The following is a 17,290-nucleotide window of genomic DNA, read 5'->3' on the forward strand; positions in this document are numbered from 1 at the left end:
GCGGGTTATTCGGCGAGGCCGTGGATGGCGCTGATCCATGGCTCCAGACGCTGACCATAGTTGACCCGGGCCTGGAAGCGGGGGCGCTGCTCGTCGGAGTAGCTGGCGGGCAGGCGCTCGGCCAGCAGGCTGCGCCAGGCATGCGGCACGTTGAGGCTGCTGTTGTGCAGCTGGCTGATCTGCCCGGTCAGCTGGCGCACGTCGCCGCTGCAGTCGCACCAGGCGCTCACCGTGCCGGGGACCAGGGCGTAGCGGCTGCGGTCCGGATAGCGCTGGCGCAGGCTGGCGGCATCCAGGCCGACATCGATGGCGAACAGGCGGCTGGCGTGCTGGCGTTCGCTGGCGAGGTCCTCGCGCGCCAGTTTCTCGCGAATCTGCAGTTGTTCATCGTCCGGTAGCTGGGCGAGTGCCTGGCTGGCCTGCTGCAACTCGGCCTCCGCGCGCCGCAGTTCGGCCTGGTAGGCCGGGCCATCGAGCTCCAGTACCACCAGCACCTGGCGCTTGCCATGGCGCTGCCGGTAGTCGGGGTCGCGTTCGTCGAGCGGGGCGAAGCCCAGGGCCAGCAGTTGCTCCTGCTGCAGGGGGCGGCGTTCGTAGCGGTTGCTGGGGGCGGCCGGGCTTGGGCTGCGCCAGTCCAGGCGCAGGGCCAGGCCGCTGTTTTCCCGGCTGGGCCCCTCGTGGTCGCGCAGCAGCTCGCGCTCGGAGAGCAGCAGGCTGCTTTCCGCCTGGCCCTGGCGGTTGTACCAGACGCCGGCCAGGGCCACGGCATTGCTCAGCAGGATCAGGGCGAGGCCGGCCAGCAGGCCGTGCCGGGGGGTGAGCGTGATCATGCGCGGGCCTCCTTGTGGCTGCGGCGCAAGCGCCCGAGGACCAGCAGGGTCAGCACGGCAACCAGGCCGAGCAGGAGGAAGAACAGGTACTTGGGCAGCACGTCCCACCACCAGTCGACCATCTTGATGCCGAGAAAGACGATGAAGAACAGCTGGCCGGTCAGCGCCACGTCCGTCCAGTCGCGGCGGGTGCCGAGCCAGATGGCCAGGGCCGAGGCGACAAAGCCGAGCAGCTGGTAGCCGTTCTCGATGCTGGCGGCGGAGAACGGCAGGTAGCTGCCATGCCCCCAGTTGGCCAGCACCAGCATGGGCACGAACAGGGCGAGCAGCCCCATGATCCGGTAGGTGGCGGCGAAACCGCTGAAGCGTGCCTGGCTGACGAACAGCGGCAGGAGGAACGCCAGCAGCCCGCCGGGCAGGAAGTTTTCCGGATGCTCGCCCGCTTCCAGCCAGAACAACCCGCTCCATGCGCACAGCCGCGTGCCGCTATAGGCCAGCAGGCAGGCCAGGCCGGCGACCAGCAGCAGGCGCGCGTTGCAGCCGTAGGCCAGCAGCAGGGCGAGGGCGGCCCAGGGCAGCAGGGCCTTGTCCGAGGGGGTGATATTGAAGATCTGCCCGAGCATGCTGATGTTCAGCACGAAACAGGCGAAGGCGAGCAGGGCGGCCAGCTTGCTGAAATAGCCGGACGGGTCGCGCCGGCGGATGGCGAAGGTCAGCAGCAGGCTGCCGAGGGAGAAGCCGATCAGGATGGCGACCTGCGCCGCCTCGCTGAACAGCCCCCAGAACTGGTAGAAGAAGAACAGCAGGCTGGCGGCCAAGGCCAGGGCGCCGAGCAGCGAGACGATGCGCATGCTCAGCGACAGGCGCTTGCTCTGCCGCGTGTGGTCGATGTCGAAACTGCTGCGGTACTGCGCCAGCAAGTCCTGGTGATGCAGTTGCAGGCGCTGCAGCTGCTGGTCGCCGAGCGCCAGCGCCTGCTCCTCGTGCAGGCGCTCCACCTCGCGGTAGAACGCCTGGATATCGTCGGCGCGGTGCTGGGCCTGATCGCGGGTGAGTGACGGCATACGGTTCCCTGTGCGTGCTGTGCCCCGGCAAGCGGGCGACTCCCTCAATGTCAGCACTCTAAACCCGAAGCGCAGGCCCCGCCAGCTGCCCGGCATACCCTACGCAGAACGCATGAGTCAGCCTCAGGCCTGGTTCTGCAGATAGGCCTTCCAGCCGCCGAAGTGGCTGATGTCGACCGCGCCGGCCAGGCCGTAGGGCTCGCAGATAAAGCCGGTCTCCCAGCTGCCGTCGGCCAGCTGCACCTTGCCCAGGCCCAGCGGCGCGGGGATGCCGGTGAGGAACGAGCCCAGCTCGGCGCTCGGCAGTTCCCAGACTTCCACGGCAATGGCCACGCCGCCTTCGGCGACCCGCACCATGCCAGGGCGCTGCACCGGGCCGCCGGCCAGGGCGTACAGCCGGTAGTCCGGTGAACTCTGGGTGGCCTGCAGCAGGCGGCCGCCGCGCTGCCTGAGCTGCCAGTTCAGCGGCAGGCCGTCCAGGTGCGCGCCGCACACCACCACGCGGGCACGGTCGTTGCGGGCGACTGTGGCCGGTACTTGCGCGTTTAGGCTGCGTTCACCGGACAGCGGCAGACCATGCTGGCGCTGCAGGCCGTCGGCCAGGCCGAGCAGGTACTGGTCGGTGAAGGCGCGGCCGAACAGCGTCACGCCCCACGGCAGGCCGTTTTGCATGAACCCGGCCGGCACCGCGACGGCGGCGTAGTCGAGCATGTTCATGAAGTTGGTGTAGTAGCCCAGGTCCGAATTGCGCTTGACCGGTTCGGCGTGCAGTTCGTCCAGGGTCACTGGGCGTGGGTAGGCCGGGGTCAGCACGCAATCGACCTCGGCGAGGATGCGGTCGCAGGTGGCCTTGAGCGCCTGCAGGCGGTACTGGGCGCGGAAGGTATCGACGCCGCTGACGCTGGGCGCTTTCTCCAGCACGGCCTTGATCACCGGCAGCACGGCGTCCGGCTGCTGCTCGATCAGTGCGCTGGCGACGCTGTAGCGCTCGGCGACCCAGGGGCCTTCATAGAGCAGGCGCGCGGCTTCGAGGAAGGGCGCGAAGTCGATTTCCACCGCTTCGCCGCCCAGGGCTTTCAGTTGTTCGATGGTGCGGGCGAACAGCGCCGGGCTTTCCGCGCAGCCGAGAAATTCCAGCTGCGTAGGTACGCCGAAGCGAAAGCCCGCGCGGGGTTTGCCGAAGGCGCTGGCATCGTTCCACAGCGGGTTGGCGCGGCTGTATTCGTCACGCGCATCCAACCTGGCGGTCAGCGCCAGCAACTGGCTGGCCTCGGCCGCGGTGGCGGTGAAATAGGTGACGCAGTCCAGCGTGCGGCAGGCCGGAACCACGCCAGCGGTGGAAATCAGGCCCTTGGTCGCCTTGAGGCCAACCAGATTGTTCAGCGCGGCCGGCACGCGGCCGCTGCCTGCGGTGTCGGTGCCGAGGGCGAAGCTGGCCACGCCGAGCGCCACGGCCAGGGCCGAGCCGGCGCTGGAGCCGCCGGACGGGTAGGCCGGGTGCAGGCTGTTGCGGCATTCGCCATAGGGCGAGCGGGTGCCGTTGAGGCCGGTGGCGAACTGGTCGAGGTTGGTCTTGCCCATGGGCACGGCGCCGAGGGCAATCAGCTGGGCGACCAGAGTGGCGCTGGTCTCGGGCACATAGGCGAAGGCCGGGCAGGCAGCGGTGGTCGGCACGCCGGCCAGGTCGATATTGTCCTTGATGGCGAAGGGCACGCCGAACAGCGGCAGCTCGGCGGTTGACTTGCCGTCCAGCGCAGCCAGGTAGGGCTCCAGTTCGGCCAGGCTCAACAAGTGGATAAACAGATGGAACTCCGGGTTGAGCGCAGCGGCTTGTTCGCGCAGGGCGAGAATAAGCTGGCGCGGGGTCAGGCTGCCGCTGGTGTAGGCGGCTTTCAGGGCGCCGAGGCGCAGATCGAATTCGTGTTGCATGGTCGGCTTCCTTTGTAGGGTGGGTTAGCCGCAACGCGGCGTAACCCACCATCGATACCGGGGTATTTCACATGGGCCGGCCTCGCAGCCGGTTGGTGGGTCACGGCCTGCGGCCTAACCCACCCTACGGATGAACCTGCCTCAGACTTCTTCGAGCACCACCACGCGCTGCCCGGCGCGCACCGGGGATCCGGGCTGCACGCGAACTTCACGCACCACGCCATCACGCGGGGCGGTGAGGGGGATTTCCATCTTCATCGACTCGAGGATCACCAGCACATCGCCGGCTTTCACCGCGCTGCCGGCCTCGACCTGCACCTGCCAGAGGTTGCCGGCGATATGGCTGTCGATACCGTGCTGGCCGGCACCGAGCGGGCTGTTTTCGCCCATATCCGGGCCGACTTCCTCGACCTCGAAGTGCGCCTGGCCGGAGTTGATCCAGCGCTGGCGTTCGGCGGAAAACGCCGCGCGCTGCTGGCTGCGGAAGGCGTCGATGCCCTCGGCTTCCTCGGCCAGGAAGTCCTGATAGTCGGCCAGGGCCAGTTCGCTGTCTTCGATGCGCAGCTCGAAGCGGCCGAGCGGGAAGTCGCGGCGGATCTGCTGCAGCTCTTCGGCCCCCACCGGGTAGAAGCGGATCTGGTCGAAGAAGCGCAGCAGCCAGGGCTTGCCGTGGAAGGCGGTGACTTCGCGGTAGCGGTTCCACATCTGCAGGGTGCGGCCGACGAACTGGTAGCCGCCGGGGCCTTCCATGCCGTACACGCACATGTAGGCGCCGCCGATGCCCACCGAGTTCTCGGCGGTCCAGGTGCGCGCCGGGTTGTACTTGGTGGTGACCAGGCGGTGGCGCGGGTCCAGCGGTGTGGCCACCGGCGCACCGAGGTAGACGTCGCCCAGGCCCATGACCAGGTAGCTGGCATCGAACACCGTGCGATAGACCTCATCCAGGTTGGGCAGGTCGTTGATGCGGCGGATAAATTCCAGGTTGCTCGGGCACCAGGGTGCGTCCTTGCGCACCGTGGTCATGTACTTTTCGATCGCCAGTTGGCAGGCCGGGTCGTCCCAGGACAGCGGCAGGTGGACGATGCGCGACGGCACGCGCAGGTCGGTGGCGTTGCACACCGCATCCCACTCGCCAATTACCGCCGCCAGCAGGCGCGCCAGCGATAGGGTTTCTGGTTGGTAGTGCACCTGCAGCGAGCGAATACCCGGGGTCAGGTCGATGACGCCATCCAGCTGCTTGGCTTCCAGTGCCTGCATCAGCGCGTGGCCGCGGAAACGCAGGACGAGGTCCAGTTCCGGCTGGCCGATTTCCAGCAGCAGGTGGGTATCGCCGGAGAGGCGGGCGACCAGGCGCTTGTCGAGGCTGCCGATATCCAGCACTACTGGCGGCTCCAGCGGGATCGGCTGCCAGTCGACGGGTACGGCTTGCAACCCGGCCACTTCCGCCTGACGGGCCCTGGCCAGCTGGCGGGCGGTGTCGATATTCACCGGCACGAAGCGCACCTTGTCGCCGGCCTTGAGTTGGCCGAGCTGCCACAGGTCGGCCTCGATGATGGTCACCGGGCAGACAAAGCCACCCAGGCTCGGGCCGTCCGGGCCGAGGATCACCGGCATATCGCCGGTAAAGTCCACCGCGCCGATGGCATAGGGGTTGTCGTGGATGTTGGAGGGGTGCAGGCCGGCTTCGCCGCCGCTGTCGCGCACCCACTCCGGTTTCGGACCGATCAGGCGCACGCCGGTGCGGCTGGAATTGAAGTGCACTTCCCAGTCGGTGGCAAGGAAGGTGTCGATATAGGCCGGGGTGAAGTATTCCGGTGCGCCGTGCGGGCCGTAGATCACCCGCAGCTCGCGCACGGCGGGCAGAGCAGTACACAGTGCTGCCGGCAACTGCGCGCCGCTGTCCTTGTCGCTCAGAACCGGGATATGCAGCACGTCACCGGCACGCAGGGCGCGGCCGCCGTGGCCGCCGAACTGGCCGAGGGTGAAGGTGCTTTTGCTGCCCAGGTATTCGGGTACCTGCAGGCCGCCGCGCAGAGTCAGATATGAGCGCGCGCCTGAACCGGCGATGGTGCCGAGGCTGAGGGTGCTGCCGGCCTTGATCAGCAGGGCGGTATTTATCGGCTGCGCAACACTATCGAGCATGACGGGGATTTCCGCGCCGGTCACCGCCACCACTGCATCGGTGTTGAAGCGCAGGGCGGGGCCGCTCATGGTGATTTCCAGGCCGGCGGCGCCTTCGTCATTACCCAGCAGGCGATTGCCCAGGCGCAGGGCGCGGTCGTCCATCGGCCCGGACGGCGGCACGCCGACGGCCCAGTAGCCGAGGCGGCCGGGGAAGTCCTGCACCGTGGTCTGGGTGCCGGCGGACAGTACCTCGAAGGTATGCGCCTGGTAGGTCAGGCCTTCCAGGCAGCGGGTCCAGGGATTGCCTTCGGCGAAGGGCGCGTCACTGATGATCTGGCGCAGGTACTGGCGGTTGGTCTCCACGCCGTACAGCAGGGTATCGGCCAGGGCCTGACTCAGCGCGGCGCTGGCCTGCTCGCGGGTTGGTTTCCAGGTGATGAGCTTGGCGACCATCGGGTCGAAGTAGGGCGGAATCTCGCAGCCGGCTTCGACCCAGGTGTCGATGCGCAGGCTTTTGCCATCGGCCTTGGGGAAGTCCACAGCCGTGAGCAGGCCGGGGCTGGGCTGGAAGTCGCGGCCCGGGTCTTCGGCGTACAGGCGCGCCTGGATGGCGTGGCCGCTGGGCTTTAGGTTTTTCGCCAGCTGGCTCAGCGGCGGCAGGTCGCCGGCCGCCAGTTCGATCATCCAGCGCACCAGGTCCACGCCCCACACCTGCTCGGTGACGCCGTGCTCGACCTGCAGACGGGTGTTGACCTCCAGGAAGTAGAAGCGCTCGGCCTCGCTGTCGTAGACGAATTCCACGGTGCCGGCGCTGCGGTAATTCACGGCCTTGGCCAGCTTGATCGCCGCCGCACACAGCTCGTCGGCCATGCCGGCCGGCAGGTTGGGCGCTGGGGTTTCTTCCAGCACCTTCTGGTTGCGGCGTTGCACCGAGCAGTCGCGCACGCCGAGGGCAAGCACGTCACCATTACCGTCGCCGAACACTTGCACTTCCAGGTGGCGAGCACGCTGGATGTACTTCTCAATAAAGACGCCGCTGTCGCTGAAGTTGTTCTGACCCAGGCGCTTGACCGCCTCGAAGGCATCGCTCAGCTCGGCGGCGCTGTTGCACACGCGCATGCCGATGCCGCCACCGCCGGCGGTGCTTTTCAGCATCACCGGGTAGCCGACGGCCTCGCCGGCCCTGAGCGCGGCGTCGAGGTTTTCCAGCAGCTCGGTGCCTTCCAGCATCGGCACGCCATGCTGTTTCGCCAGTGCCCTGGCGGTGTGCTTGAGGCCGAAAACGCGCAGCTGCTCGGGCGTGGGGCCGACAAAGGCAATACCGGCGGCCTCACAGGCCTCGGCGAAAGCGGCGTTTTCGGAGAGGAAGCCGTAGCCGGGGTGGATGGCTTGTGCGCCGCTGCGTTTGGCGATCTGCAGAATCTTGTCGACCACCAGGTAGGTGTTGGCCGCCGGGCCTTCGCCGAGGCTGTGCGCTTCATCGGCCTGCTGGATATGCAGGCTGGCGGCATCGGCCTCGGAGTAGACGGCCACGCCCTTGACGTCGAGCTGACGCAGGGTGCGCAGGATGCGGCAGGCGATGGCACCGCGGTTGGCGATCAGGAGTTTGTCGAACATCTGCTTGCCCTCGAAAGGGTTGGCGGGCCGTCCCGCCGCTATTCGGTCTGCACCACGGTCGTCCGGGGTGGGAAATGCGGTGTTATGCGACGTCGTAGGATGGGTTGAGCGAAGCGATACCCATCAAGTGCGCCGATGGGTATCGCAAGCTCAACCCATCCTACGTTTTGCGTCCGGCTGGTCCTTTTGCTCCAGGCACTGGCCCGAGCGGCTCTGGCACAGCCGGAACAGCCATTCGCGAAGTTGCTTCAGTCCCATACCAGCACCTCGGCCGGGGTCGGGTTGTAGGCGTTGCACGGGTTGTTTAGCTGCGGGCAGTTGGAGATCAGCACGATGACGTCCATATGTGCGACCAGCTCGACGTACTTGCCCGGGGCCGAGAGGCCGTCCTCGAAGGTCAGGCCGCCTTCCGGGGTGACCGGCACGTTCATGAAAAAGTTGATGTTGGCGCCGAGGTCGCGCTTGCTCAGCCGGCCGTCGTGCAGCGCGCCGCGCAGGAAGTTGTCGCGGCAGCTGTGCATATAGCGCTTCTCTAAGGCATACCGAACGGTGTTGCTCTCCTGGGCGCAGGCGCCGCCGAGGGTGTCGTGACGGCCGCAGGTATCAAAGGTGATGGTCAGCAGCGGGTTGCCCAGGTTGGACCAGAGCACGGTGCCGGTGGTCAGGTACAGGCTGTTCTGCTTGCGCAGGGTGCGCTGCGGGTCGTAGCGCTCGCGCGGATTCTTCGCGCTGAAGAACAGGGTGTCGACCGCCTGGTTGCCTTCCAGGTCGAGCAGGCGCAGGGTCTGCCCGGCCTTGACCTCGAACAGGTAGGGCTCGCCGGCCGGGATCACCTGGCGGAACACGGCGGCTTCGGGGTGCAGGGTGCTTTCGATCAGGCTCATGGCGCCGCTCCTTACAGGTAAAGCCGTTCGGTGTTGTGGAAGCCGCGGCCGTTTTCCGGGCGCGAGGTGCGGCAGAGCACGCTGATGCCATCGCTCTGCACCTGCTGCCAGCTGAGCTGCACCGGCTTGGGCGCGTACGCAGGATTCGGGTCCATGGGGTGCTGCAGGGCGGTGAGCACCACCAGGCAGTCCATCGGCGCATAGAGCTCGAGGTAGTCGCCGGCTTTGGAGTTGCCGGCTTCGAAGTGGAAGCAGCCGTCGCTATCGACCGTGACCTTGCTGAACAGGTTGAGGTTCATCAGCAGGTCCGCGAGGCCAAGGTCCCACTTGCCCAGTTCCACCAGCAGGTTGTCCATGCCATTGCGGAAGAAGCCGTTGCGCAGCTCCTGATAGCGCCCGGCGCCGTACTTCTCGGCCACTTCCGCCGCGTTGAGCAGGCCGCCAATGCTGTCATGCCAGCCGCAGGTATCGGCGGTGATGGCTGCGAGGATTCTGCCCATATCCGAGTACAGGCAGTGGCCGGCGGTGAGCCTGGCGGTGTGTTGGCACTTGAGGGTGTCCGGCAGGTTCAGGCGTTCGCTCTTCTCGTGGGCATTGAGCAGCAGCAGGCTGACGTTGGCTCCACCTTCGATATCGGTAATGCGCAGCAGCTGGCCGCGCTTGAGGACGAAGGAGGTGTGGCCGCCACCGGGCACGAGTTCCTCGTACAGCGTGGGGCGCAGGGTGAGTGCAGCGGTCATGGGATGCTCCTTACAGGGCCGGTTGCAGGTCGCCGGTGATGTGCGCCGGCAACGCCGCGACGGCGGCGCGCTGGGCGCGGCGGTCGCTGTTCAGGGGGATGTCGTAGGTGATGCGCGCGCCGAAGGCGTTCGGCGCATGCGGATCGATGCGGGGCTTGTCGAACACCAGCAGGCGGGTGCCGAGGCTGAAACCCTCACTCAGATCATGGGTGACCATAAACACGGTCAGTCCGGTCTCGTGCCACAGCTCCAGCAGCAGGGCGTGCATGTCCTTGCGGATGCCCGGGTCCAGCGCGCCGAAGGGCTCGTCGAGCAGCAGCACGCGCGGTTTCATGATCAGCGCCTGGGCGATGGCCAGACGTTGCTGCATGCCGCCGGACAGCGCGCTGGGGTACTTGTCCAGGGCATGGCCGAGGCCGACCTTGCGCAGAATGGCTTCGGCCTGGGCGCGGGCGTCGCGCTTGGCGGCGCCGAACAGGCGGCCGAGCAGTGGCGAGCGTGGCAGCTCCAGGCCGATGGCCACGTTGTCCAGCACCGACAGGTGCGGGAACACCGAGTAGCGCTGGAATACCACGCCGCGGCTGCTATCCGGCTCGCCGGGCAGCGGTTGGCCGGCCAACAGAATTTCACCCTTGCTCGGCCGTTCCTGGCCCAGCAGCAGGCGCAGGAAGGTCGACTTGCCGCAGCCGGAGGCGCCAACCAGGGTGCAGAACTCGCCTTCGTTGATGCTGAGGTTCAAGTGCTCAAGTACGACCTGGTCACCGTACTCCTGCCAGACGTTTTTGACTTCGATGAAGGCGCTCATGCTTTTGCTCCTTCATACCAGGGGAAGAGCAGCCGGGTGGTCTGGCGCAGGCCCAGGTCCATCAGCCAGGCGAGCAGGGTGATCCACACCACGTACGGCAGGATCACGTCCATGGCCATGTAACGGCGCACGAGGAAAATTCGGTAGCCGAGGCCGTCGGTACTGGCGATGGCCTCGGCGGCGATCAGGAACAGCCAGGCCGAGCCGAGCACCAGGCGCAGGGCGATCAGCAGGCGCGGCAGCAGTTGCGGCAGTACCACGCGCAGGATCAGCGTCCAGGTGCTGGCGCCGAGGGTCTGCGCCTTGATCAGGATTTCCGCCGGAATCTCGCGGGCGCGCTGCTCCAGATCACGGGCCAGCACCGGGGTGATGCCGATAACGATCAGCATCACCTTGGACAGCTCGCCCAGGCCGAAGACGATAAACAGGATCGGCAGTATCGCCAGCGGCGGCACCATCGACAGCACGGTCAGCAGTGGTGACAGCGGCGCGCGGAACAGCGGCAGTATGCCGGCGGCTATCCCCAGGCACAGGCCGGCCAGGGCCGCGATGGCGATGCCCATGCCGAGGCGCGACAGGCTGGCGGCGCTGTCCTGCCAGAACAGGTACTCGCCGCTGCGCTTGTCCTCGGTAAAGGCCAGGCGGTCGATGGCACTGACCATCTGGCTGGCGCTGGGCAGCAGCTTGTCGTTGGGGTTGTCCGTCAGCCGCGCGGCCGAGCCCATGAAGTAGGCGAACAGCAGCAGGGCGAAGGGCAACAGGATCAGCAGCAGGCGACCGCCGCGGTCCGGGTGTCGGTTGATCAGGCGCATGGCGCTCCTCAAGGTTGCCGCGTCCACAAGGCTGAGACGCGCAGCGTCTCGGGCTGCGTTCCCACGCGGAGCGTGGGAACGATCAGGCACCTCAGAGCGTGCCGTCGGCCGCCATCTGCATGTACGCAGGATCGAAGCGCAGCTTGACGTTGCCCTTGTCGCCGGTGGTGATGCCCTTGGCGAAGCTCATGCCGACCGCTTCGGCGCTTTGCGCGCCTTCACCGAGCAGGCCGTGGCTGAAGGAGAACGCGGCCACCTTGCTCATGGTCGCCGGCAGTTTCGGGCTGTTGGCGAAGGCCACGGCATCCTTGGCGCTGTAGAACATCTTGGTCGCCGCCAGTTGCGCGTCGTAGCCGGCCAGGTCGGTGCCGGAGGCCTTGGCCATATGCTCGCGCGCAGCGATGCCGGCCGGGGTGCTGGCGCTCATGGTGGCCATGATTTCGTACCAGGCGCCGGTCAGGGCTTTGCCAAGGGCCGGGTTGTCTTTCAGGGTGTCGCTGTTGACCACCATCAGGTCGATGATCTCGCCGGGGATCTGGCTGGAGTCGAACACCTTGGTCACGCTCGGGGTGGCTTCGATTTCGGCCAGCAGCGGGTTCCAGGTGGCGACCGCGGTGACGTCATCGGTGGCGAAGGCGGCGACCAGGTCGGCGTCGGAAGTGTTGACCACCTTGAGGTCTTTCTCCGCCAGGCCGGCGCGCTCCAGGCCGCGGGCCAGCAGGTAGTGGGAGACGGACAGTTCCACCAGGTTGACGTCCTGGCCCTTGAGGTCGCCGAGGGTCTTCTTCTCGCCCTTGAGCACGATGCCGTCGTTGCCGTTGGAGAAGTCGCCGATGATCAGCGCGGTGCTGTCCACGCCGCCGGCCGCCGGGATGGTCAGGGCATCCATGTTGGTCATGGTGCAGCCGTCGAACTGGCCGGCACTGTACTGGTTGATCGACTCGACGTAGTCATTGAGCTGCACCACATCGATGCTGATGTCGTACTTCTTCGCCCACTTGGCGACGATGCCTTCGGCCTGCCCGTATTCCCACGGCATCCAGCCGGCATAGATGGTCCAGCAGACGCTGAAATCGGTCTTCGGGGCGGCGAGGGCGGGGAAACTCAGGGCGGCGGACAGGCCGGTAGCGATCAGCGAGGACAGCAGGGACTTGCGCATGGGTAGACCTCCAGTTCCAGGGAATGCGGGCAGGAGCGGCGCGGCACGTGCCTGGCTGACCAGGTGGCGCGTTCTCCCGGGCTTTTATCCCGCCGTGTAACCCCGAACGAGGTCGCCAACTCTCGGACCAGTCACTTGCCGCACTCTGTGGAGAACGGCGAGCCGGAACCCTAGTCAGCCATTGCAAATTGTCGTGCCGCGCCCCTTGCGGGGTGCTTCTGCATGTTTGAGCTAAAGCGAACATCGTGCCAGCTGAAGCAAACCCCTTGGCCTGGGGCTTTGCGCTGTGAGCCTGGTTGCGGCTGGGGTGAGTGGTTGTGCCATGCTGGTGCGCGGTGTTCGTTGTTGGTGCATGGGTTGTGCCTGATCATGCGCGCAACCCCTTGTCGCCAGGTGCGGATAAGTCCGCACGCTACAAAAGCGTTAAAGCTTGGCTTCGGCGGCCTGCTGCATATAGCTGGGGTCGAAACGCAGCTTGATCTGCGCCGGGTTGCCCAGCACGCGGTTGCCGCTGAAGGAAATGCCCAGCTGCTGCAGGCCGTTGCCCTGGTTGCCGAGTAGCTGGTGCGCATCGGCGAAGCCGGCCACGCGCTGCATCAGCAGGGGCATCTTCTCGCTGCTGGCGAAGGCATAGGCCGAGCGCGGCGCATAGAAGGAGCGGATGGTCTTCAGTTGCAGCTCGAAGTCTTCCAGGGTGGTGCCGGCGGCGGTTGCCATCTGCGTGCGGGCGGCCTTGCCTTCGGCGGTCGGCATGCCCATCAGGCGCATGCCTTCGTACCAGGCGCCGGTCAGTGCCTTGCCCAGTTCCGGGTGGGCGGCGAGGGTGGCGCTGTTGATCACCAGCAGGTCGAGGATTTCCCCGGGGATATGGTGCGAGCTGAACACCAGGGTGCTGTCGCCGTCCTGGCGCAGGTCGGCGAGGATCGGGTTCCAGGTCACCAGCGCATCACCCTTGCCGCTGCGCCAGGCCTGGGCCAGGTCCTTGTCCGAGACGTTCTCGATCTTCACCTCGCTCTCGTCCAGGTGCGCCCATTCCAGTGCGCGGCCGAGCAGGTAGTGGGATACCGAGTTTTCCACCAGCAGGATGGTCTTGCCCTTGAGGTCCTTGATGTCGCGATCCGCGCCGCGGATCAGGATGCCGTCGGCGCCGGCGGAAAAGTCGCCGACGATCAGTGCGGTGGAGTCGACCCCGGCAGCGGCCGGGATGGTCAGGGCGTCCATATTGGTCATGGCGCAGGCGGCGTAGTCGCCGGCGGTGTATTGCTCGATGGAGGCGACGTAGTCCGGTACCTGCTCGACCTCGATCTGGATGCCGTACTTCTTCGCCCACTTGTCGATGATGCCCTGTTCGGCCATCTGCCCCCAGAGCATCCAGCCGGCGTAGATCGACCAGCAGACCTTGAACTTGGGTGTTTCCGCGCTGGCGCCGGGCGCTTGCACAAACAGCAGGGCCAGCAGGCAGGCGGGAAGCAGACGGGCGAACAGGGAACGACAGGGCATGGTTGACCTCGGGCAGAAGAAACGGGCACAGGATGGCGGCAGCCAAGCGCTGCGCGTTCTCCCGGGCTTTTGTCCCGCCGTGTGACCTCTGCCGAGGTTGTCCACTCTCGGACCAGTCGCTTGCCCGTCTCGTTGCGGAGCGGGCAAGCCGGAACCCTAGTCGACCATTGCGATGATGTGCTGGTGCGATTGCGCGTGGCGGCAATCCTGTGTCCGCCCTGCCTAGCGAATGGCGTGCCAAAGCGCCTGTTCGGGCGCCATTGCGCGGCCTGCGCGGCAGGTACGGAGCACTCTAGCATGCGCCTTTGCACCAACAGCGAGCCGTTTGCGCCGTGCCGGTGCACCGGTAATGCGCCGATACAACTTATGCGCGGGGCCGGCTCGGCACTTCATTCGGGGGGCAAGGGTCAAAGGCTGTGGGAGTGATCCCGGGCGCCGATATTCGTCGGCACCATCCCAGCGGTCGAAGGAGGCCGCCCATGTTCATTCGAGCAGTCTTGTGTGCAGTTCTCGGCTTGAGTCTCGGCGGTTGCGTCGCCTATGGCGATGACCGCCCCCACTACCGTCAGTACGCCCCCTACAGCGGTTACCACGTGCAGTACTACGAGACGTACCCGAGCTATCGGGTCTACCGCTATTACGACGATGACCGGCGTTACAGCGGCCACCATGACCGCTACCAGGAGCGCCGCCACTCCCACTATGCCCCCGGTTATGACGGCCGTTATGACTGGCGCAACGACCGCCATCGCTCCGGTGAGCGGCAGCGTTATGGCGAGCAGCCGCGCTACCACGAGCAGCGTCGGCACAGCGAGCAGCCGCGCTATGGCTGGGATCGTCGCGAGGGCAAGGATGAGCGACGCCAGGGCTCCTGGCTGCGGCCGAGCGACCGCCGCGACGAGGGCCGCCAGCATGAGCGTCGCCACGACGAGCAGCGTCAGCAGCGTTCGTCGCACCAGGATGGCCAGCGCGGCTGGCGTATCGCCAACTGAGGCCCGCGCCGAGCCGTAATGGCCGGCATCTGGCGATCCGTTAGGCCCGATCGAGCGGGCCGAGGATTGTGTTTTCAGCCTGCGCCACTCACCATGACGGCCGTTTATCGGTTTGGATGTACCGGCTTTGCCGATCGGTCGCCTCGTCTCTTTTCCGCAGCATCCGGGTAGGCCCGCGAAAGTGGTTTTTTTGCTGGTCTGCCTGGCCGTTGCCGGCGTTCTGCAGGCCGCTTGGGACTTCGGCCTGATCAGCTCGCAGGCGGAGAAACTCTACGGGCCGCTGGGCGAGGGACGCGGGCGCATCGATGACTGGCAGCGCCTGTTCGAGGCGCAGGCGGGCCAGGCCGAGCTGCAACAGCTGAAGGCGGTCAACCGCTTCTTCAACCTGCGCCTGCGCTTTCGCGACGACATCCAGCTGTGGCGGGTCAAGGACTACTGGGCCACCCCGGTGGAGGCCCTGTACCGCGGCGCCGGCGATTGCGAGGATTTCGCCATCGCCAAGTACTTCAGCCTGCGTCAGCTCGGGGTGCCCAGCCATAAACTGCGCATTACCTACGTCAAGGCGTTGCGCCAGAACCAGGCGCACATGGTGCTGACCTATTACCCGCAGCCCTCGGCGATACCGCTGGTGCTGGACAACCTGATCGATGCCATCGAGCCGGCCAACCGCCGGACCGACCTGGTGCCGGTCTATGCCTTCAATGCCGAAGGCTTGTGGCTGCCCGGAGCGGGCGGCGGCAAGCAGGTCGGCGATGCCAAGCGCCTGTCGCGCTGGCAAGACCTGTTGAAAAAAATGCGTGCCGAGGGATTTCCCTGATAACGGCCGAGGGGTTTATGCATGTCACTGTTCAAACAGCTGTTCATTGCCATCTGCGTGCTGATGCTGGTTAACTTCGCCGGCAGCTTCCTGGTCAGCGTCGAGGGCTCGCGCGAGCAGCAGGTCAACCAGCTGCGCGCGCACGCCCAGGATGCGGCGACGGCACTGGGCCTGTCGCTGAGCCCGCACGCCGACGACGTGCCGATGATGGAGCTGATGGTCAGTTCGATCTTCGACAGCGGCTACTTCCAGAGCATTCGCGTGCTCGACGCCGATAGCGGCGAGCTGCTGGTCGAGCGCAGCGGCGTGCCGGTCAGCGCCAGCGCCCCGGAGTGGTTCGCCCGCCTGGTCGATCTGGACGCCGCCAGCGGCGACGCCATCGTCAGTGACGGCTGGCGCCAGGCGGCCCGCGTCGAGGTGGTCAGCCATCCGTTGTTCGCCGTCGGCAAACTGTGGCAGAGCGCCCTGGGCACCCTGATGTGGCTGGCCCTGAGCAGCCTGCTCTGCGTGGGCCTGGGCGTGCTGTTCCTCAAGCGTCAGCTGCGCCCGCTGGAATACCTGGTGGAACAGTCCAATGCCATCGCCCGGCGCGAGTTCCTCAGCCTGCCGGCGCTGCCCAAGACTCCCGAGTTCCGTCGGGTGGTCAGCGCGATGAACCAGATGGTCGAGAAGCTCAAGGCACTCTTTGCCGAGGAGGCCGCGCGCAGCGAAAAACTGCGCGCCGACGCCTACGAGGACAGCCTCACCGGGCTGGCCAACCGTCGCTACTTCGACCTGCAGCTGCAGGGCCGCCTGAGCGGCGAGCAGGCCAGCAGCGGCTTCCTGCTGCTGCTGCGGATCAACGACCTGGCCGGGCTCAACCATCGCCTGGGCGGCAAGCGCACCGACCTGCTGCTCAAGGCCGTGGCCGAGCAACTGCAGCTGCTCAGCCAGGGCCGCCATGTGCTGGCGCGCAATCGCGGCGGCGAATTCGCCCTGCTGGCCATCGGCCTGCAACGCGACGAGGCCGAGCACCTGGCCGAGACGCTGGACCAGGCCTTGGGCGGCCTGCAGCGCAGCGGCATTGCCGACAGCCTGCCGGTGGCGCATATCGGCCTGAGCGCCTTCGCCCCCGGCGACGAGGCCGTCGCCATCTTCAAGGCCGCCGACGAAGCGTTGGCCCAGGCGGCCAGCCAGACGCAGCGCAACTGGGCCTGTGGCGAACAGGGCCAGGGGCAGCAGTCCGTCGACGAGCGCCAGGAGTGGTATCGCCTGCTGGATACGGCGCTCAGCGAGGGCCGCGTGCAGCTGTATGCGCAGCCGGTGGTCGACGCCAACCAGCCGGAGCGGGTGCTGCACCACAAGGTGCTGGCGCGCCTGCTCGACGCGCAGGGCAATCTGCTGCCGGCAGGAAGCTTCCTGCCCTGGCTGGAGCGCTTCGGCTGGGTCGCGCGGCTGGACATGGGCATGCTCGACCGGGTGCTGGCGCACCTGCACGAATGCGCTGGCACTGTGGCGCTGAGCCTGTCCGGTAGCACCCTGCGCGACCCGCAGGCGCTGGCCGGGCTCTACGAAAAGCTGCGCCAGCACGCCCAGCTGGGCGCACGCCTGATCATCGAGCTGGATGAAGACCAGCTGCCCGATCAGGACGCGCTGCAGGCCCTGGCCCAGCGTCTGCACGCGCTGGGGTTCGGCATGGCCCTGCAGCACTTCGGCGGGCGTTTCAGCATGATCGGCAACCTGGCCAAGCTGGGCCTCAGCCACATCAAGGTGGATGGCAGCCATATCCGCGCCATCGACCAGGAAAACGACAAGCGCCTGTTCATCGAGGCCATGCAGCGCGCCGCCAACAGCATCGACCTGCCGTTGATCGCCGAGCGGGTCGAGACCGATGGCGAGTGGCAGGTGCTGCGCTCGATGGGGATTCAGGGCGTACAGGGGCGCTTGTTCGGCGAGCCGCAGCCCTGGCAGTGAGGGCCCTGCTGCGGGCTATAGCCTTGCGTCTGAGCCCGGCGTTGCCGGGAGTGGCGACCGGGTA

General features: G+C 66.8%; 13 protein-coding genes and 2 riboswitches. Of the genes, 3 read left to right on the plus strand and 10 right to left on the minus strand.

The features are described from left to right. Nucleotides 1-5: 5 nt before the first annotated feature. The 10 genes from GV001_RS08715 to GV001_RS08760 form a co-directional block, all read right to left on the minus strand. Nucleotides 6-830, minus strand: coding sequence for a DUF4824 family protein (locus GV001_RS08715; protein WP_160079239.1), 825 nt, complete (start codon nt 828-830; stop codon nt 6-8). Continuing rightward, nucleotides 827-1,894 carry a DUF2157 domain-containing protein gene (locus GV001_RS08720; protein ID WP_160079240.1) on the minus strand — a complete coding sequence of 356 codons (1,068 nt, stop codon included), beginning with the start codon at nt 1,892-1,894 and terminating at the stop codon, nt 827-829. Before GV001_RS08720 ends, GV001_RS08715 begins: the two co-directional genes overlap by 4 nt. A 123-nt stretch (nt 1,895-2,017) precedes the next feature. Then, the gene (gene atzF, locus GV001_RS08725) at nt 2,018-3,823 is read right to left on the minus strand and encodes an allophanate hydrolase (protein WP_160079241.1); all 1,806 of its coding nucleotides are present in this window, start codon (nt 3,821-3,823) and stop codon (nt 2,018-2,020) included. A 141-nt stretch (nt 3,824-3,964) separates the two neighbouring features. Then, nucleotides 3,965-7,564 (minus strand): urea carboxylase, encoded by a 3,600-nt coding sequence (uca, locus tag GV001_RS08730; protein ID WP_160079242.1) that lies wholly within the window; start codon nt 7,562-7,564, stop codon nt 3,965-3,967. 248 nt (nt 7,565-7,812) lie between these two features. Next, on the minus strand, nt 7,813-8,448 hold the full coding sequence (locus tag GV001_RS08735; RefSeq protein WP_160079243.1) for an urea amidolyase associated protein UAAP2: 636 nt from the start codon (nt 8,446-8,448) through the stop codon (nt 7,813-7,815). A gap of 11 nt (nt 8,449-8,459) precedes the next feature. Beyond that, the gene (locus GV001_RS08740) at nt 8,460-9,188 is read right to left on the minus strand and encodes an urea amidolyase associated protein UAAP1 (protein WP_160079244.1); all 729 of its coding nucleotides are present in this window, start codon (nt 9,186-9,188) and stop codon (nt 8,460-8,462) included. A 10-nt stretch (nt 9,189-9,198) separates the two neighbouring features. Beyond that, entirely contained in the window at nt 9,199-9,993 is a 795-nt protein-coding gene (locus GV001_RS08745) for an ABC transporter ATP-binding protein (RefSeq protein WP_160079245.1), read from the minus strand. Next, nucleotides 9,990-10,805, minus strand: a complete 816-nt coding sequence (locus GV001_RS08750; RefSeq protein WP_160079246.1) for an ABC transporter permease — start codon at nt 10,803-10,805, stop codon at nt 9,990-9,992. Before GV001_RS08750 ends, GV001_RS08745 begins: the two co-directional genes overlap by 4 nt. 91 nt (nt 10,806-10,896) lie before the next feature. Continuing rightward, the gene (locus GV001_RS08755) at nt 10,897-11,964 is read right to left on the minus strand and encodes a putative urea ABC transporter substrate-binding protein (protein WP_160079247.1); all 1,068 of its coding nucleotides are present in this window, start codon (nt 11,962-11,964) and stop codon (nt 10,897-10,899) included. Between the two features lie 71 nt (nt 11,965-12,035). Then, nucleotides 12,036-12,149: riboswitch (guanidine-I (ykkC/yxkD leader) on the minus strand. Nucleotides 12,150-12,387: 238 nt separating this feature from the next. Then, the gene (locus tag GV001_RS08760; protein ID WP_160079248.1) at nt 12,388-13,464 is read right to left on the minus strand and encodes a putative urea ABC transporter substrate-binding protein; all 1,077 of its coding nucleotides are present in this window, start codon (nt 13,462-13,464) and stop codon (nt 12,388-12,390) included. Between the two features lie 56 nt (nt 13,465-13,520). Then, a riboswitch (guanidine-I (ykkC/yxkD leader) is annotated at nt 13,521-13,635 on the minus strand. 308 nt (nt 13,636-13,943) lie between these two features. On the opposite strand from GV001_RS08760, the gene GV001_RS08765 reads away from it, so the two are divergent. From GV001_RS08765 to lapD, 3 genes are all read left to right on the plus strand, one after another. Then, nucleotides 13,944-14,456 (plus strand): hypothetical protein, encoded by a 513-nt coding sequence (locus tag GV001_RS08765; protein ID WP_160079249.1) that lies wholly within the window; start codon nt 13,944-13,946, stop codon nt 14,454-14,456. A gap of 190 nt (nt 14,457-14,646) precedes the next feature. Continuing rightward, nucleotides 14,647-15,273, plus strand: a complete 627-nt coding sequence (gene lapG / locus GV001_RS08770; RefSeq protein ID WP_372238520.1) for a cysteine protease LapG — start codon at nt 14,647-14,649, stop codon at nt 15,271-15,273. 21 nt (nt 15,274-15,294) lie between these two features. Further along, a complete protein-coding gene (gene lapD / locus GV001_RS08775) occupies nt 15,295-17,226 on the plus strand; it encodes a cyclic di-GMP receptor LapD (protein WP_160079250.1) in 1,932 nt (643 codons plus the stop codon). Nucleotides 17,227-17,290 lie beyond the last annotated feature (64 nt).

The sequence above is a fragment of the Pseudomonas sp. 8AS genome (genome assembly GCF_902506505.1).
GTDB lineage: Bacteria > Pseudomonadota > Gammaproteobacteria > Pseudomonadales > Pseudomonadaceae > Aquipseudomonas.

Coding starts and splice junctions, on each gene's coding strand:
- lapD (WP_160079250.1), top strand. CDS start 15,295: ATGTCACTGTTCAAACAGCTGTTCATTGCCATCTGCGTGCTGATGCTG.
- GV001_RS08750 (WP_160079246.1), bottom strand. CDS start 10,805: ATGCGCCTGATCAACCGACACCCGGACCGCGGCGGTCGCCTGCTGCTG.
- GV001_RS08740 (WP_160079244.1), bottom strand. CDS start 9,188: ATGACCGCTGCACTCACCCTGCGCCCCACGCTGTACGAGGAACTCGTG.
- GV001_RS08755 (WP_160079247.1), bottom strand. CDS start 11,964: ATGCGCAAGTCCCTGCTGTCCTCGCTGATCGCTACCGGCCTGTCCGCC.
- atzF (WP_160079241.1), bottom strand. CDS start 3,823: ATGCAACACGAATTCGATCTGCGCCTCGGCGCCCTGAAAGCCGCCTAC.
- GV001_RS08745 (WP_160079245.1), bottom strand. CDS start 9,993: ATGAGCGCCTTCATCGAAGTCAAAAACGTCTGGCAGGAGTACGGTGAC.
- GV001_RS08765 (WP_160079249.1), top strand. CDS start 13,944: ATGTTCATTCGAGCAGTCTTGTGTGCAGTTCTCGGCTTGAGTCTCGGC.
- GV001_RS08735 (WP_160079243.1), bottom strand. CDS start 8,448: ATGAGCCTGATCGAAAGCACCCTGCACCCCGAAGCCGCCGTGTTCCGC.
- GV001_RS08715 (WP_160079239.1), bottom strand. CDS start 830: ATGATCACGCTCACCCCCCGGCACGGCCTGCTGGCCGGCCTCGCCCTG.
- GV001_RS08720 (WP_160079240.1), bottom strand. CDS start 1,894: ATGCCGTCACTCACCCGCGATCAGGCCCAGCACCGCGCCGACGATATC.
- uca (WP_160079242.1), bottom strand. CDS start 7,564: ATGTTCGACAAACTCCTGATCGCCAACCGCGGTGCCATCGCCTGCCGC.
- GV001_RS08760 (WP_160079248.1), bottom strand. CDS start 13,464: ATGCCCTGTCGTTCCCTGTTCGCCCGTCTGCTTCCCGCCTGCCTGCTG.